This window comes from Flavobacterium fluvii (assembly GCF_900129545.1).
GTDB classification, from domain to species: Bacteria; Bacteroidota; Bacteroidia; order Flavobacteriales; family Flavobacteriaceae; genus Flavobacterium; species Flavobacterium fluvii.
Genome location: NZ_FQWB01000006.1, coordinates 129417 through 146612, shown reverse-complemented (window position 1 = coordinate 146612; position 17196 = coordinate 129417). Strand labels below are relative to the sequence as shown.

Annotated in this window: 14 protein-coding genes and 1 tRNA gene; 3 read left to right on the top strand and 12 right to left on the bottom strand. The window is 37.2% G+C overall.

Annotated elements, in window-relative coordinates; translation table 11 throughout:
- Positions 1 to 7 precede the first annotated feature (7 nt).
- A complete protein-coding gene (locus tag BUC16_RS13780) occupies positions 8 to 382 on the top strand; it encodes a DUF4258 domain-containing protein (RefSeq protein WP_073371376.1) in 375 nt (124 codons plus the stop codon).
- Positions 383 to 638: 256 nt separating this feature from the next.
- Here the strand turns inward: BUC16_RS13780 and BUC16_RS13775 are convergent.
- A tRNA-Val gene (locus BUC16_RS13775) sits at positions 639 to 713 on the bottom strand.
- 177 nt (positions 714 to 890) lie between these two features.
- Here BUC16_RS13775 and BUC16_RS13770 point away from each other — a divergent pair.
- Positions 891 to 2678, top strand: coding sequence for an ABC transporter ATP-binding protein (locus BUC16_RS13770; protein WP_073371375.1), 1788 nt, complete (start codon positions 891 to 893; stop codon positions 2676 to 2678).
- 66 nt (positions 2679 to 2744) lie between these two features.
- On the opposite strand, the gene BUC16_RS13765 is transcribed toward BUC16_RS13770, so the two are convergent.
- The 5 genes from BUC16_RS13765 to BUC16_RS13745 all read right to left on the bottom strand — a co-directional run bounded on the left by BUC16_RS13765 (position 2745) and on the right by BUC16_RS13745 (position 9664).
- The gene (locus BUC16_RS13765) at positions 2745 to 4016 is read right to left on the bottom strand and encodes an NAD(P)/FAD-dependent oxidoreductase (RefSeq protein WP_073371374.1); all 1272 of its coding nucleotides are present in this window, start codon (positions 4014 to 4016) and stop codon (positions 2745 to 2747) included.
- Positions 4017 to 4157: 141 nt separating this feature from the next.
- Positions 4158 to 5741, bottom strand: coding sequence for a T9SS type A sorting domain-containing protein (locus BUC16_RS13760; protein ID WP_073371373.1), 1584 nt, complete (start codon positions 5739 to 5741; stop codon positions 4158 to 4160).
- Positions 5742 to 5914: 173 nt separating this feature from the next.
- Positions 5915 to 7258 (bottom strand): DEAD/DEAH box helicase, encoded by a 1344-nt coding sequence (locus BUC16_RS13755; protein WP_073371372.1) that lies wholly within the window; start codon positions 7256 to 7258, stop codon positions 5915 to 5917.
- 230 nt (positions 7259 to 7488) lie between these two features.
- Positions 7489 to 9027 (bottom strand): DEAD/DEAH box helicase, encoded by a 1539-nt coding sequence (locus BUC16_RS13750; protein WP_073371371.1) that lies wholly within the window; start codon positions 9025 to 9027, stop codon positions 7489 to 7491.
- A 109-nt stretch (positions 9028 to 9136) separates the two neighbouring features.
- Entirely contained in the window at positions 9137 to 9664 is a 528-nt protein-coding gene (locus BUC16_RS13745) for a DUF6155 family protein (RefSeq protein ID WP_073371370.1), read from the bottom strand.
- A 159-nt stretch (positions 9665 to 9823) separates the two neighbouring features.
- On the opposite strand from BUC16_RS13745, the gene BUC16_RS13740 reads away from it, so the two are divergent.
- Positions 9824 to 10117, top strand: coding sequence for a DUF3817 domain-containing protein (locus BUC16_RS13740; protein ID WP_073371369.1), 294 nt, complete (start codon positions 9824 to 9826; stop codon positions 10115 to 10117).
- A gap of 88 nt (positions 10118 to 10205) precedes the next feature.
- On the opposite strand, the gene BUC16_RS13735 is transcribed toward BUC16_RS13740, so the two are convergent.
- The 6 genes from BUC16_RS13735 to ilvB all read right to left on the bottom strand — a co-directional run bounded on the left by BUC16_RS13735 (position 10206) and on the right by ilvB (position 17102).
- On the bottom strand, positions 10206 to 11258 hold the full coding sequence (locus BUC16_RS13735) for a type III polyketide synthase (protein ID WP_073371461.1): 1053 nt from the start codon (positions 11256 to 11258) through the stop codon (positions 10206 to 10208).
- Entirely contained in the window at positions 11255 to 11968 is a 714-nt protein-coding gene (locus BUC16_RS13730; protein WP_073371368.1) for a methyltransferase domain-containing protein, read from the bottom strand. Before BUC16_RS13730 ends, BUC16_RS13735 begins: the two co-directional genes overlap by 4 nt.
- Before the next feature lies 1 nt (position 11969).
- On the bottom strand, positions 11970 to 13103 hold the full coding sequence (locus BUC16_RS13725) for an NAD(P)/FAD-dependent oxidoreductase (protein WP_073371367.1): 1134 nt from the start codon (positions 13101 to 13103) through the stop codon (positions 11970 to 11972).
- 254 nt (positions 13104 to 13357) lie between these two features.
- On the bottom strand, positions 13358 to 14827 hold the full coding sequence (ilvC, locus tag BUC16_RS13720) for a ketol-acid reductoisomerase (RefSeq protein WP_073371366.1): 1470 nt from the start codon (positions 14825 to 14827) through the stop codon (positions 13358 to 13360).
- 49 nt (positions 14828 to 14876) lie between these two features.
- Positions 14877 to 15407 (bottom strand): acetolactate synthase small subunit, encoded by a 531-nt coding sequence (gene ilvN / locus BUC16_RS13715; protein WP_073371365.1) that lies wholly within the window; start codon positions 15405 to 15407, stop codon positions 14877 to 14879.
- Positions 15408 to 15413: 6 nt separating this feature from the next.
- Positions 15414 to 17102 (bottom strand): biosynthetic-type acetolactate synthase large subunit, encoded by a 1689-nt coding sequence (ilvB, locus tag BUC16_RS13710; RefSeq protein ID WP_073371460.1) that lies wholly within the window; start codon positions 17100 to 17102, stop codon positions 15414 to 15416.
- Between the last annotated feature and the right edge of the window lie 94 nt (positions 17103 to 17196).

Sequence of the window (17196 nt, the reverse complement as noted above, 5' to 3'; positions counted from 1 at the left end):
TACCTTTATGAAATTTGTACATCGTTTTGCCTATTACCTGTTGGGATTAATAATGGGGTTGTTTTTTGTGGCTGCCGTATTTAGCGGAAAAGACACGCGTTGCAATTATTTTCCCAATGCCAGGGTTTTAAATGACTTGAGAAACAAACCTTTTTATTATTCCGATAAAGCTTCCCTAATTTTGAACCAAAAATGGATTGATACCAGCGACATTAAAAACTGCCTGAAATTTGGCGACGTTGATTTCGACAAAAGCAACGTGAAAGTGGGAAGCGGGAAATTATATATTATTGACGGCAAAACCATCAAAAACCAAGAAATCAGGCTGGAAGTAATCAATTACTCCGAAAAAGCGGTTTTGAAAGATATTATCAAGAAATAGTATTTCTTGTTGCATAAAAAAAACTCCTCAACTTTTTTTAGTTGAGGAGTTTTTTTATGAGTATCAGTTACTAATACGAAATCGATAAAATTAACCACAGATTGAAAGTATTAACAAATATTTCTTAAATATTACAAATAAAATCTGTGAAATCCGTGACATAAAAAGTGCTTCGTACACTTTTTATATAAATTCATCTTTGGTATATTTTCAGTTTAGAGCAAAAAAAAACTTCCCAATTTTTTGAGAAGTTTTGTGGGCGATGAGGGGTTCGAACCCCCGACCCCCTCGGTGTAAACGAGGTGCTCTGAACCAGCTGAGCTAATCGCCCTTTTTAAGGGTGTGCAAATATACACTTAGATATTGTATTTGCAAACAAAACACGAAAATAAATTAAAATTTATTTGAAGTCACACAACAAACATTAAATCTTGATAGAAATAGTTGCCCATTTTTTAAGGATGAATTGGTATAATATTATATTTGTAAAAACAAAAACCAAAAAAGAATGGCTCGATTTAAAGAAAATGATTTACCAAAGTCAAAAATTACGGCAAGTTCACTCAGTAAAGCAACCATCATATTCAAATATGCCGGAGGCCATCGCTGGAAATTTTACGTAGGATTAGTTTTTCTATTGCTCACTGGTGCCACGGCCTTGGCTTTTCCCAAATTGATGGGAATGTTGGTTGACTGCGTAAAGGATAAAAGTTATTCCCAAGTGAACAACATTGCTTTATTGCTGATTGGAATATTGTTTTTGCAATCCATTTTTTCGTTTTTCAGGGTTTCCTTGTTTGTTAATTTCACGGAACACACCCTCGCCAATCTTCGACTTTCCTTGTACAGTAATTTGGTAAAATTGCCGATGCATTTCTTTTCGCATAAACGAGTTGGGGAATTGAACAGCCGCATCAGTTCCGACATCACGCAAATCCAGGACACGCTAACCACCACCATCGCCGAGTTTTTGAGACAATTTATATTGATTATTGGAGGCATTATTTTATTGGCAACAGAAAGCGTCAAATTGACCTTGTTGATGCTGTCCGTAGTTCCACTTGTGGCGGTTGCGGCAGTCATCTTTGGAAGATTCATTCGAAAATATTCCAAAAAAGTGCAAGACCAGGTTGCCGAAAGCCAAGTCATTGTGGAAGAAACAATGCAGGGAATCAGTATTGTGAAGGCTTTCGCCAATGAATGGTATGAAATTGCCCGCTATGACGGCAAAATCAAGGAAGTGGTAAAACTGGCCATCAAAGGCGGAAAGTACAGGGGTTATTTTGCATCCTTCATCATATTTTGTCTTTTTGGAGCCATCGTTGCCGTGGTTTGGTATGGCGTGCGATTGAGCATTAGTGGTGAAATGAGCGTTGGACAATTAATCTCTTTTGTGTTGTATTCCACTTTCGTTGGAGCTTCTTTTGGTGGAATCGCCGAGCTTTATGCCCAAATCCAAAAAGCGATTGGAGCCACCGAAAGAGTTTTTGAATTATTGGACGAAACTCCAGAAAAAATTAATTCAACCCAAAATTCACATTCCGTTCAAAAGATACAAGGCAATGTCACTTTCAAAAATGTGGGATTCACCTACCCTTCCAGAAAAGAAATGAAAGTCTTGAAAGGAGTGAACTTCACGGCCAACTTTGGTCAAAAAATAGCCATCGTGGGACCAAGTGGTGTCGGAAAATCGACCATTGCTTCGCTTCTATTGCGATTTTACAATATTGACAGTGGCGAAATATTGGTAGATGGAAAAAACATCTATGATTATGATCTTGAAAATCTTCGAGGCAATATGAGTATTGTTCCCCAAGACGTGATTTTATTTGGAGGAACCATCAAGGAAAACATCGCTTACGGAAAACCGGATGCTACCGAAGAAGAAATTATGTTGGCAGCAAAACAAGCCAATGCCTTGAGTTTTATCGAAAGTTTCCCCGAGAAATTTGAAACTCTTGTGGGCGAAAGAGGTATTAAATTATCTGGAGGTCAAAGGCAACGTATCGCTATTGCAAGAGCCTTGCTCAAAAATCCAAGTATTTTGATATTGGATGAAGCCACGTCATCATTGGACAGCGAAAGCGAAAAACTGGTTCAGGAAGCATTGGAAATCTTGATGGAAGGAAGAACGAGCATTATTATTGCACATCGTCTTTCGACTATTCGCAGTGCAGACCAAATCTTGGTTGTTGACGGAGGAGTAATTTCCGAACAAGGCACGCATCAGGAATTGATTGCCTTGGAAAACGGTATTTATAAAAACTTGAGTAATTTGCAGTTCAGCCATTCGTAAAATGAAACCTGTCAAATAGAACTTCAAAAAAAAGAATCAGCTTTAACTGATTCTTTTTTTTTGAAACTACGCATCCCTTTTTGTTCTTTTTTCGGGTCTGATGATCATTCGCAAGGATTGGTCTTTCGAGAAATAGGCAATCATCCAGTGGTAAAAAGTATTGATTCGGTTGCGATAAGTGATCAATGACATCAGGTGGATGAACAACCAGATAATCCAAGCCACAAAGCCTTTGAAGTGCATTTTTGGTTTAGGTAAATCAACGACAGCCTTGTTTTTGCCAATAATTGCCATGGAACCTTTGTCGTTGTATTTAAAAGGTTTTAACGGTTTGTTTTGAATCATTCGTTTGAAGTTTTCGGCGAGATTCACACCCTGCTGGATGGCCACTTGTGCCACTTGGGGATGACCTTCCGGGAAATTGGCATCGGTTAATTGAATGCAGGTATCACCAATCGCATAGATATTTTCGGTGACATTTACTTTATTGAAGGCATCCGTAGCCATTCGTTTGCCACGACCATAACTTTCCGTTGGAATTCCTTCAAATTCCCTGGCGGAAACACCTGCCGCCCAAATCAAGTTTTTGGTTTGGATAGTTTTTCCATCGGCAAAGTAGACGGTATCGTCTTTATAATCCACTACTCGAGTATTGAGTTTTACAACAACACCTAATTTGGTTACGGCTTCCAATGTATCTTTTTGGGATTCCTCGCTCATGGGCGACAACAAGGCGTCTCCACCGTCGACCAAATAAATATTGCTGGCGGAGGTTTGCAATTCAGGGTATTCCTTGAGTAAAATATTTTTGCGCATCTCGGCAAACATCCCCGAAACTTCCACTCCCGTGGGACCTCCACCAACCACCACAATGGTTAAATGTTTTCGGCGTTCGTGAATATCCTTGCAAATGGCCGCTTTTTCCAGATTTTTCAACAAAGCATTGCGCATTTCAATGGCATCATTTAGGGTTTTCATCGGGATGGCGTTTTTCTTGACATTTTCCATTCCGAAATAACTCGTTTCAGCTCCCGTGGCAAAAACCAACTGGTCGTAATGCAATTCGCCGTTATTGAGGATGATTTTGTTTTCGGCAGGAATTACTTTTAGCAATTCGCCCAAACGAAACTGCAGGTTCTTTTTGCCGGCAAAAAATTTTCGGAAAGGATAACTGATGCTGGAAGGTTCCAAAAATGCCGTGGCCACCTGATAAATAAGCGGCGGAAAGAAATTATAGTTGTTTTTGTCGACAAGAATTACTTCAATGCCTTTTTCGTTTGCCAATTCTTTGGCCAAGTTGATGCCGGCAAAACCTCCTCCAATAATTACTATTTGCATATCAAACCTTTATAAAATGATTGTTTATAAATGTACGATATAAACTTAGGAGCAAATATTAGTTTTTGAATTTTTTAACAGGTTTTTCTTTATTTGAACTCACAAGTATTGAAGCAAAAGCGTTGTTCAAGACGGAATACTTTAGATTTTGATAAATTTTTCAATAATTTTTTCCTGATTTTCAGGTTTAAATTCAATCAAATAAATTCCCTTTGGCAAATGTTCCAATCCCAGTTTAGAAATATTTTTTCCCAACTCAAGAATTTTTCCATTCAAGTCCATTACTTTGACTTCGTCCATTTTTTCTGAAAAATCCAGGTCTGATTTTACCGGATTCGGATAAAAGTTGGCTTTATTGTCTTTTAGGAAATTTTTATTGGAAAGTAGCTCGTAATCCAAAGCGTATAATCCTTTATTGGTGGCATTTTCTCCATAAAAATACAAGGTGTTGTCTTCCGTCAAAAGTTTGGATATTAAGCTAAATTTACTATTGTCCAAGACACAAAGCGTTCCGTCTGAAGTTCCGTCAGTAGCATACAATGAATAAGCCAAAGGTCCAATATTCACAATGTACAAAAGTTTGTTTTTGTGCAAATACCCGCCACTAATATTACTTGCAAATGAACTTTGGGTGCCGGGCGTGATATCTTTTACCAATTGTCTCTGCATAAGAGTCCAATTGTATTTCCAAATTTCCGAGCCGTATTCAGCACTGTTTTGCTGAATATAATCTTCATTGTTGTAGTAAACGACATTAATGTTATAGCCAGTAGAATATTCAAAAAAAGGTTGATAATTAGTTTCCACGGGAGTTGTCACGCCATCGGATGTCAAAACCTTGCCACCGCTGTTAATATAAACGGTATTGCCATGAACCATTACATCATTGACCGACGTGTCATAGACCGTATTAGTATTGAAAGTAAAAGAAGTATTGAGAAGTCCTGTTGTCAGATTTGCCGAATAATATTTCATTTTATAATCCGTGTCTTTCATCAAGAAAACGAGGTTGTCATTTACTTTGACAATTTCATCCCTTTGTTGGTAGATGTCGGAGCCCGAAACAACATTTCTTCCCACAATTTCCGTTATTGCTTTAGTGGACGGATTGTACTTGAAAAAGCCATAATAAACACCCATAGTAATGTATTGGCTTCTAAAGTACAACATTCCGGTATCTTTATCGTAATAAGTTGAACCAAGTCGATAGAAACTTTTATTGTTTGGAGAGTATATTTGTGTAGTTACATTGGTGTTTAAATCCAGAATATAAAGTCCTGAATAATTATAGTTTTCATAAATTATGTAATGGTCAAATATCTCGTAATCTTCGGCGTCATTCGAAATTACCGTTAGTTTGTTCGTGGTCGTATTTATTCTGGCAAGTCGAATTCCAATGTTAAAAAATATGTTGTTGTTTAATTTTTTTGCATTAAATCCGCCATTTGCAGGTAAATAAACGTCGTCTGGATATACATATTGGCTGTTGTCCGAAATGTTAACCCTAACGATACATCCTTTTCTGGTAATTGGGTTTGTGGATATTACTTTGTAGGTAGAACAATAAATATAGGACTGGTCTTTAAAAAAAGGAACCAATGTTTTGTCATCGGCAGTAGCGTTAGTTCCATACCCCACAGGACCGGGTATATAGGTTAAATTTTGCGAAAATAATTTTGTACCAATGATAAATAGGGCGAGGCAAACTAGTAATTTTTTTTTCATTTAAAATATTCAGGCAGTTAATAATTGTAGGTAATTAAGCCGACAAATGTTGTCGTCATAAACTGTTTGACAAAAGTAAATATATTATTTTTCTTAAATAATTTCCAAAAAAAAACATCAAATCATTTTTCTGTAAAATAATCATGATGTTTCCTTTTCAAGATTTGAAAAGTTTAGTGCTTTTTTGGGATTTTTTTGACCGGTTTTTCTTTATTTGAATCCGCTTTGGTTTGAAGCAATTGATTGGCCAATAATTTTTCGATCAATTCGTCTTTGGTCAAATGATGGAAGATGGTTTTGACTTTATTTTTGAAATCGGCCGAAACTTCGTGATTGGGTTTCGTCTTGAAGATTTGTTTTGCCCATAAAAGCGTGTTGTTTTCTTCGATATTTTCCGCAGTTGGTTTTTGAAATTTGGTAAATTTAATTCCCAATTCTCTTTCGAAATCGGCAATTTCAGCGACTTCCTCTTGTTGTAAAACCGTCAATGAAAGTCCCTTTGCTCCTGCCCTGGCAGTTCTTCCGCTACGATGCACATAGACTTCATAAACGTCGGGCAAATGGTAATTCACCACATAAGCCATTTCCTTGACGTCAATTCCCCTGGCGGCCAAATCGGTTGCCACCAAAATATTGATATGCCCTTCACGAAATTGCTCCATGATTCTATCACGGATTCCTTGCGACAAACTGCCGTGCAAAGCTCCTGATGAAAATCTATTGATGGCCAAATTCTTGGCTAGTTTGTTGACTGCTGCTTTGGTTTTGCAAAAAACAATACCTCTTTCTCCATCTTTGGAAGTTAGAAAGTGCATCAAAACATCCAATTTTTCGATGGGATCAACCACAATGTATTGATGGTCAATTCCTTGATTTCCGACGGTTTCCATATTGGCGCTAACCTGAACCACATTTTTGTTCAAATAGTTCTGGATCAATTGTTTTATGGTTCCGGGCATCGTGGCCGAAAAAAGAAATGTTCTGTGGTTTTTAGGTAATTCGGCAATGATTTCGTCCAAACCTTCTTTCAGGATGGTAACCATTTCGTCGGCTTCATCAAGAACGAGAAATTTTGTGTCTTTTAAACTGATGGCTTTGCGCTGAATCAAATCAATCAATCTTCCCGGCGTGGCCACAACAATATGCGTTGGCGAAGTCAATCGTTCGATTTGGGGTTTGATTGGAATTCCTCCACAAGTTTCGGCAATGGAAACTTCGGGAAGATATTTGGCAAAGGCTTCCAAATTACTAAAAATCTGGTGTCCCAATTCTCTTGTTGGCGCCAATACAACTGCTTGAACAGAAGTTGTGTTAGCGTCGATTAGTTGAAGTAATGGTAATCCGAATGCAGCCGTCTTTCCAGTTCCTGTTTTCGCCAATCCAACAAGGTCGGTATCGGTTGATAAAAGCAAGGGAATTGTTTTTTGCTGGATTTCTGTCGGCAAAACAATTTTTAAATCATAAAGTGCTTTTATAATGGATTCCTGGATTCCTAAATCAGAGAATTGTTTTGACATTTTTTAGATTTAATATTTATAAAATTGTTGTTTTATGAAAAGCTTCTCGATACATCAGGTCCAAAAGCGTGATACTACCATTGAGATTTTGTGTTAAAACACAATATGAACCACCCCGTCCTTCGGACACCCCTCCAAAGAGGGGAAGCGTTGTTGTTAAAGTTGAGAAAAAAATTCCTCATCTTAGTGACAATCACAACTGAAAACTGCGACTGACCTCTGGGCATCAATTAATCCGCTTCGTTCATGATTTTCTCGCGATACTTCTTCCCTATCAACAACACCAATTTTTGTTTGTAATCGTCCACCAACCATTCGCGGTAGTTTTTACTGCATTGACTTAAACATTTAGCGTAGCGCTTCAAACGGCATTCGATATCGGGATCCAATTCCTTGAATAATTCTTTGGCATCACGCAATTCTTCGGTATTGTCCACGCACATGGCGGCATGTTGCTCCAATGATTTGTCCAAAACTACTTTGGAACGCAAATTTTGGGCTATGGCCAATTTATGTTCTTCGTCAACGTCAAAAGTCACCACTTCGGTTTTGGCAAATTTGGCACGTAATTCCGGCGGCATGGTGTATTTGAAATACAATTCAATTTCGGTATCGTCACGCAAGTTTTCCAAATAGAATTCTGGCGATTTGAAGATGTGTTGCCAGTTTACGGGCTCATTCCACAATCCGAAACGGGCGGCATTATTTCCTAAATCGATAACGGTAAATTCATCTTTACCGGGCAATTTTCGAGAACCACGACCAATCATTTGAAAGTATAAAGTCAATGATTTGGTGGCCCTGTTCAGGATAATGGTTTCCACGGTAGGTTCATCAAAACCGGTGGTCAAGATTCCAACGGAGGTCAAAATCGCGTCAGGCGTGTGTTTGAACCAATGCAAAATATCTTTTCGTTCCTCGTTGCTGCTGGTATTGTCCAAATGACGAATTCCGTAGCCCGCTTCCCTGAACGTTTCATAAACATACAAAGAAGTGTTGATTCCGTTATTGAAAATCAAGGTTTTCTTGCCCAATGATTTTTCGGTGTAAGCGTGCAATAATTTTTCCTGCATCGCCATATTGGTGTATAAATCGTCGGATGATTTTACGGTATAATCGCCATTGATTCCGACTTTCAAAGAGGTCAAACCCACGTCATAACTATAGGTAACAGCTTTGGCCAAAAATCCTTTGTCAATCAAGGAACCAATCGTGTCGCCCACAATCAATTCATCGTAGCTTTCGTGCATCGGCAGTTTGATATTCGAACTCAAAGGCGTTGCCGTAACCCCCAAGATAAAGGCGTTTTTGAACGAACTCAATAATTTTCTAAAAGAATTGTAATGCGCCTCGTCGATGATGACCAATCCAATGTTGTCGAGATGCAATTTTTCGTCATTGATTCGGTTTTTCAAAGTTTCGACCATCGCCACAAAACAGGAATAATCGTTTTGATCCGGCAGTTCTTTTACCTTGCTGTTGATGATTTTGTTTTTTACGTCAAAGCCTTTCAGCATTTTTGAAGTTTGCTTGCACAGCTCGATTCGATGGGTCAAGACCACCACTTTCTTGTCGTGCTTGGACAAATACTGACGTACAATTTCCGAAAAAACTACCGTTTTTCCTCCACCCGTTGGCAATTGGTACAACAAATGATAATTATTTGTTGCATTGTCCAAGCGTTCAAAGATGGTTTCTATATCTCCTTTTTGATAGGAATAAAGTTCTTTTCTATCTTCTAATTCTGTTTCTAAAGTATTTTGAGACATTGTTTTTTATTGGATTTTTGCAAAAATACGCCTAAAAAAGAGTTATTCCACTAAATTATGTGACAAATAAAGTAGATGGATTAAATAAAATCGTTTATGGGGAGTTTCATTAATATTCGAAACGTTCGATGATGGCATTAAATTCTTCTTTGTTGAACCAGTTTTGTTGCCTCGTTTCATCGTTTATGGAAATGATTCTGGACTTGAATTCTTCCAATATTCCATTGGCAATCATAAATTTAATGGCTTGTTCAAAGGAACTGAGCATACTTTTAAAGAACGATTCCGGTTTCACGAGCCGCTCTGCCGAGAAAGTCTGTGCAATTTCGACGGAATACAGCATCACGTCGCCAATCACGAATGGATCTACTCCCAAAAGAATGAAATGCTTTATGTATTTTTGGGCCACGGAGCGTCGCATCTTTGGCTTTCTTGGCTTTCCCGAAGTTTTCTGGGGGAAATATTCATTCGAAATCTTGATTTTGCATTCCTTCAGCAGGGTGTCTTCTTTTGGATTAAAAACAAAATCATAATAGGTTTTAACAGCACTAAATTTCTCGTACAACTCCAAAACTTGTTCTTCAAGTTGTTGTTTATTTAATTCGGTCAAGTATTTTTTTAAATCGCGTTTGCTCATTATAACAGTTTATAAATACAAAAGTAAATGTAATCCACCAACTTTTTACCGTGTTTCTTAATTGTTGCAAATAAATCAGTTTTTAAGAATGTATTAGGAAAAAAAATCAATGTTAATCATTAGTTTTGCATTTCGATAACCCAAAACAACACTATTTTAATGGTACGAATTTTTAAAAACATCGCCATCCTGGAAGGAATCTCTTATTTGGTTTTATTTGCCAACATGCTTTTAATCAAGCCCACTAATTTAGCCCTTTACAAAACTTTTTTGTATCCAATAGGAATGACGCACGGCGTGTTGTTCATAGGGTATGTTGCCTTGGCATTTTTAATTACCAAATCCCAAAAATGGAGTTTCGGAACGCTTTCAATTGTCTTGCTTGCTTCACTCCTGCCTCTTGCAACCTTTTTTGTGGAAAAGAAATATTTGCAAATTCCCGTGAACAAATAACATAATTTGTTTTTATAAACAATAAATTTTGCCGTTGATTTGCTGATTTACAGATTATTTAAAATCAGCAAATCAACGGCTAACTATTTCAAAACTGCAACAATACCTTTTGTGCCGAAAATCCGGGACCAAAACTCAACATCAATCCTTTTGATCCTTTCTGGGGTTTGGCATCCATAATTCGTTCCAAAACATATAAAACGGTGGCACTGGACATGTTTCCGTACAATCGCAATACTTCTTTGGTGTCGTCTATATTTTTACCTAGATCAGAAAATAATTCTTCCACGGTTTGTACAATTTTTTTCCCGCCTGGATGAAAAATCAAATGATCCAAATCTTCTATTTTCAAATTGTTTTTCTCTAAAAAAGGATTTATGATATCCGGGAAATGTGAAGCAATCGTTTCGGGAACTTCAATATCCAAAACCATTTGCAAACCGGAATTCGTGAGTTTAAAACCCATTAAATGTTCCGCTTCATAAAAATGATACATTTCTTCGTCCAGAATTTCAGGACCTTCATCCTCATTGTGTGATGAAAGCAAAACACAGGCGGCTCCATCACCAAATATGGCAGCACTGACAATGTTTGCCATAGAAAAATCATCCAATTGAAAAGTGGCTGTTGGACTTTCGACGGCAATTACGGCGGCTCGTTTTCCAGGATTGGCTTTCAGGAAATTTTTGGCATAAATAATTCCAGAAATTCCGGCAGCACAACCCATTTCGGTCACTGGAAGCCGAACGATATCCTGACGCAATTGCAGCTTGTTAATCAGATATGCATCCAAAGAAGGAATCATGATTCCTGTACAACTTACAGTGATGATGTAATCTAAATCTTCGGGATTCCAATCGGCTTTTATCAAAGATTTTTCCAATACTTTCTCCCCTAATTCAATCACTTCACGAACATAAATATCGTTTCTTTCTTCAAATGAAGTGTTGGCAAAGACTTCAATGGGATCCATAATCGAATACCGTTTGTCAACGGCTGCACTTTCGAAAATCTTTTTTACTTTTTTGATGAAACGAGCATCTTGACCAACGAGCCAAGTATCCAGAAATGGAATGATTTCCTCTGTCTTTCTGGAATATTTAGGCAATTGCTTGGAAACACATTTTATTTTTACACTCATATTTTTGAAATTATCCATTGGTAACGGAAAGCCCATTTCCATTGAATTTTATAATTGTCCAACTTTGTTTTTTTTGAATAATGAACCAGTTCCTCTTTTTTGAAACCTCTCAATATGGAAACCAATCCATCTTTTTTAGGCATTGAATTCAGTCTGAAAACAAAACATAAAACCTGAAATAATCGATACGAAACAATACTTCTGTGTAAATCATTAATCACGAATCCGACACGGGAATTGATGTTAAAAAGAGTTATCAACGATGTAATTTCATCACACTTAAAATGATGTAATGTCAACGTGCACAGAATTATATCGCACTTTAATTCCGCGAAAGCTTTACCAAAAATATCTTCACACCGAAAGCTGATATTTGGATGCTTTTTTGATAATTTTCGCGCATAATCGATGGTGAAATTATTGGCATCAATACCGATTAATTTAAAGTTTAGATTGTTTTTCAAACCATAATCTGCCAATATCCGCAACATATCTCCATTACCACACCCTACATCAACAATCGAGACTTCAGTTGTTTTGGGAATCTTCGCAATCAAATTTTGAACGCCTTGTAAAGTCAGCTGGTTTCCTCCCAAGAGTTTATTTATTCGGGCAATTTTATCCAATGCATCTCGCAAGGTTTCGCCTTCCATTGCAAAATCATCCATAATTTCTGGCTCGTCAGATCTATATTTTGTGCTTACAAACATCCTAGGATTTCAAAATGATGGGTTTACCGTGTGTTTTCTGAATTATTTTGGGTAATATGAATGGAAAGATAACCAATAATCGCATAAGAAAAGTAGTTAATTTTTCTCTTTGCAATATTTTTGACAAAAATCGACCTGTAGTCAGTCTATTTTTGAAATTTCTGTTCCATTCCTGGATGTATTTTTCTTCCAATTTGTTTCGGGAACTGATTTTGTTGTCCAAAAACTCCAGAACTAATTCAGATGCGATTTGTGCACCATGAATTGCCATCGCCATTCCGTTGCCACACAAGGGATGAATTAATCCGGCCGTGTCGCCAATCATCAAAACATGGTTTTTGACAACTTCTTTTTTCTCGAAAGAAATCTGGCTTATGGTCAAAGGTTTTTCAAAAAGGAGTTCGCATTTTTTGAAAATATTTTTTAAATGCGGATTTTTATAAATTACATTTAATTGAAATTCATCAATACTCTTGTATTGCTTGAACGTATCATAATCAACCAAATAACAAATGTTTATTTTGTCGTTTTCCACTTTTGAAACACCACAATACCCCCCCCTGAAATTATGAAGTCCAACCAAATCATTTGGGAAATCTCCAGAATAATGAGCTTTCACGGCCAACCAAGGGGATTTTTTCCGGATGAAATCGCGATTTAATTTTTGGTCCATGTTGGATCGTTTTCCGAAAGCCCCAATTGCCATTTTTGACTTTATTTCTAAATTATTGGAAGTTGAAACAAGGAATTCATCATCAATGAATTGAATGTTGGCTACCGTGTCCTGAATAATTTGGCAACCATTTTCAATTGCTTTTTGACATAAATAATTATCCAAAACATAGCGACTGATTCCAAATCCACCCAAAGGCAAATCTCCTGAAATCATCTTTCCATTTGCCGTGGAAAATTCTATTCTGGAAATGGTTGAAGGTTCCAAGCTGGAAATTTCCAAACCCAGCCATTGGAAATAGGGCAAAACTTCATTCGAAATATATTCTCCGCAAACCTTGTGCTTTGGAAATTCATTTTTTTCAATCAAAATGATTTTCAATCCCAATTTTGACAAATGAACGGCACTCGCAAGACCCGCCAATCCTCCGCCAATAATTACAACATCTGGTTTTGTTTTCATGGTATCGCTAATTTAGTGATTATTTGAAACCGTTCAACTTTTGGGGAAATCAAATTAGCCAAAAAAAAGCGAGATAGAATTTCTACCTCGCTTTTCATAATTATCTCTTGGGATTACCTCACTTAACCGTCAACTCCGTTTTCGAGTTAAGTGAACGTATATGGCTATTTCTGTTTTCTTTAATACTTCTTAACTAATTCAAACTATCATAAAACTAAAGATACTCGCCAAATCCCTGCACACCAAAGTGTGTATTATCCAATTTTTTTCATTGCCGTCATTGATTCTCTCAACCAAGCTCCTACTTCTTCGATAGGATGTTGACGAATTTCTTTGTTTACTGCGATAAGAACAGCATTGTCAACACCATTTGAAGTTGAAAAAGGTTTACCAATTACATTAGTTTCAACCGTTTTCATAAAATCAACCAATAACGGTTTGCAAGCGTGATCGAATAAATAACATCCGTATTCAGCAGTATCAGAAATTACACGGTTCATTTCGAATAATTTTTTTCTTGCAATGGTATTGGCAATCAAAGGCAATTCGTGCAATGATTCGTAGTAAGCAGATTCTTCAATGATTCCTGATTCAGTCATGGTTTCGAAAGCCAATTCCACACCCGCTTTTACCATGGCAATCATCAATACTCCATTGTCAAAATATTCTTGTTCTGAAATATGGGCAGCAGTTGGAGCCGTTTTTTCGAAATTGGTTTCTTCAGTTGCAGCTCTCCAAGTCAATAAATTAACATCATTGTTATCCCAGTCGATCATCATGTTTCTTGAGAATTCTCCAGAAATGATGTCGTCTTGATGTTTTTGGAACAATGGACGCATAATGTCTTTTAATTCTTCAGCAATTTCGTAAGCTTCGATTTTTGCAGGATTGGAAAGACGATCCATCATGTTGGTGATACCACCATGTTTCAAGGCTTCAGTAATAGTTTCCCAACCGTATTGGATTAATTTTGAAGCATAAGCAGGTTCGATTCCTTTTTCAACCATTTTGTCAAAACACAAGATAGAACCAGTTTGCAACATTCCGCAAAGGATAGTTTGCTCACCCATTAAATCTGATTTTACTTCCGCAACGAAAGAAGATTTCAAAACTCCAGCTCTGTGACCTCCAGTAGCTACTGCATACGCTTTGGCTTGAGCCAAACCTACTCCATTTGGATCGTTTTCAGGGTGAACCGCAATCAAGGTTGGTACACCAAAACCTCTTTTGTATTCTTCACGAACTTCAGATCCTGGACATTTTGGAGCACACATGATAACAGTGATGTCTTTACGAATTTGCATTCCTTCTTCCACGATGTTGAAACCGTGTGAGTAGGCCAAAGTTGAACCTTGTTTCATCAAAGGCATGATGGCAGTTACTACCGCTGTGTGTTGCTTGTCTGGTGTAAGGTTACAAACCAAATCAGCCGTTGGGATTAATTCTTCATAAGTTCCCACTTTGAAACCATTATCAGTAGCATTGGTGTAAGAAGCTCTCTTTTGAGCAATTGCCTCGGCACGCAAAGTATAAGAAATATCAAGACCGGAATCTCTCATGTTCAAACCTTGGTTCAAACCTTGTGCTCCGCAACCTACGATAACTACTTTTTTTCCTTTAAGTGCTTCTATTCCATCTGCAAATTCGGATTGATCCATAAATTCGCAAACGCCTAATTGTTCTAATTGTAATCTAAGTGGTAATGAATTGAAATAATTTGCCATTTTTTAATTGTTGTTTAATATTTAATAATTTTTTAGACTTTTCTTTGGTCTAGTTCTGTTTTAACTCTTCTAATAATAAGGATGAAATTTCCATTTTTTCTTTCGAAACCGATATTCTTCCCGAACGTGCAAATTGCATAATCCCGAAAGGTTTTAGTTTATTGTACAAGTCGTTGATTTCATCACGTTTTCCAGATTTTGAAATCACGAAAAAGTCTCTTGACACGGTCACGATTTCAGAATGACTTTCTTTGATGATGTTCTGAATTTGTCTTTCGTCGAATAACAAGCTGGAGTTGATTTTGAATATGGCGCTCTCCAAAAAGATGGTTTCTTCATCAATATGATAAAAAGCCTTAATTACTTCGATTTGTTTTTCGATCTGGCCTACAATGTTTTGCACCCATTTTTCAGTGGTTTTTACCACGATAATGAAACGGGAAACATTTTCAATTTCCGATTCGGATACATTCAAACTCAATATATTGATGTGGCGTTTCAAGAAGATCCCTGAAATCCTGTTCAATAAGCCAACGTTGTTTTCTGAATAAACAGAAATGGTGAATATTTTATTTTCCATAATTTTTTAACTTAATCGCATATCAGAAACCGAAGCTCCTGTTGGAATCATTGGGAATACGTTGTTTTCTTTTTCTACCATAACTTCCAGGAAGTAAGAATCTTTTGAAGCCATCATTTCTGCAACGGCAGCATCCAACTCTTCTCTTTTGGTCACTTTTTTAGATTTTATGTGATACCCTTCGGCAATGGCCACAAAATTTGGATTAATCATTTTGGTTGACGCATAACGATTGTCAAAGAACAATTCTTGCCATTGGCGCACCATTCCTAAAAATTCGTTGTTCAAAACCACAATTTTTACCGGAACTTTTGTTTGAAAAATAGTTCCCAATTCTTGTATGTTCATTTGAAAACCTCCGTCTCCAATAATCGCTACCACTTCACGGTCTAGTCTTCCCATTTTGGCACCAATGGCTGCCGGCAATGCAAATCCCATTGTTCCCAAACCTCCAGAAGTAACGTTACTTTTAGTGGTATTGAATTTGGCATAACGACAGGCAAACATTTGGTGTTGACCTACATCCGAAACCATTATTGCATCCCCTTTCGAGTGTTTGTTGATCATTTCGATAGTTTCTCCCATCGAAATTCCTTTACCATTCGTTGGAGTTAATTCTTCATTGATAACGGCATCCAATTCAATTTTATACATTTCCTTGAATTCATTGTGCCAAGAATCATGTGATTTCTTGTCAATCAATGGAATCAAGGCAATCAATGCTTCTTTTACATCCGCCAAAACTGCTACTTCAGTTTTTACGTTTTTATCAACTTCAGCCGGGTCAATTTCGAAGTGAATTACTTTGGCTTGTTTGGCATAAGTGGCTAAATTTCCAGTAACACGGTCATCGAAACGCATTCCTAAAGCAATCAGGACATCACATTCGTTGGTCAAAAGATTCGGTCCATAATTACCGTGCATACCTACCATACCTACATTCAAAGGGTGGTCGGTTGGCAATGCTGAAAGTCCTAAAATGGTCCAAGCAGCAGGAATTCCTGATTTTTCAACCAATCTCTTTAATTGCTCTTCAGCTTGACTCAATATAATACCTTGTCCAAAAATGATATACGGTTTTTTGGCATTGTTGATTATATCTGCAGCTTCTTGAACTTTTTTAAGATTCAAAACTGGTTTTGGATGGTAACTTCTGATTCCAGTACATTTTTCATAACTAAAATCAAACTCGTCGAACTGGGCATTCTTGGTAATATCAATCAAAACTGGACCTGGACGACCCGATCTGGCAATATAAAAAGCTTTGGCGATAATTTCCGGAATTTCGCTAGCTTCCGTAATTTGATAATTCCATTTGGTTACTGGAGTCGAAATTCCAATAATATCCGTTTCCTGAAAAGCATCGGAACCCAATAAATGTTTCCCAACCTGGCCTGTAATACAAACTAAAGGCGTGGAATCGATTTGGGCATCTGCAATTCCTGTAACCAAGTTTGTTGCTCCTGGACCAGAAGTTGCAATCGCAACACCCACTTTACCAGTGGCTCTTGCGAAACCTTGGGCAGCATGAGCAGCACCTTGTTCGTGACGCACCAAAACGTGGTGCAATTGATCTTGAAATTTATATAATTCGTCGTAAACCGGCATTATGGCACCACCTGGATATCCATAAACCAAATCTACTCCCTCGGCTAATAAGCATCTGATAACTGCTTCTGCTCCTGATATTTTCATAGTGTATTTTTTTTTCAAAAAATCAATGGCAATGACAATGTCAAAAATCAATTTCAATAGTAAACTGATTATTTATATTTTCATTGATATTGCA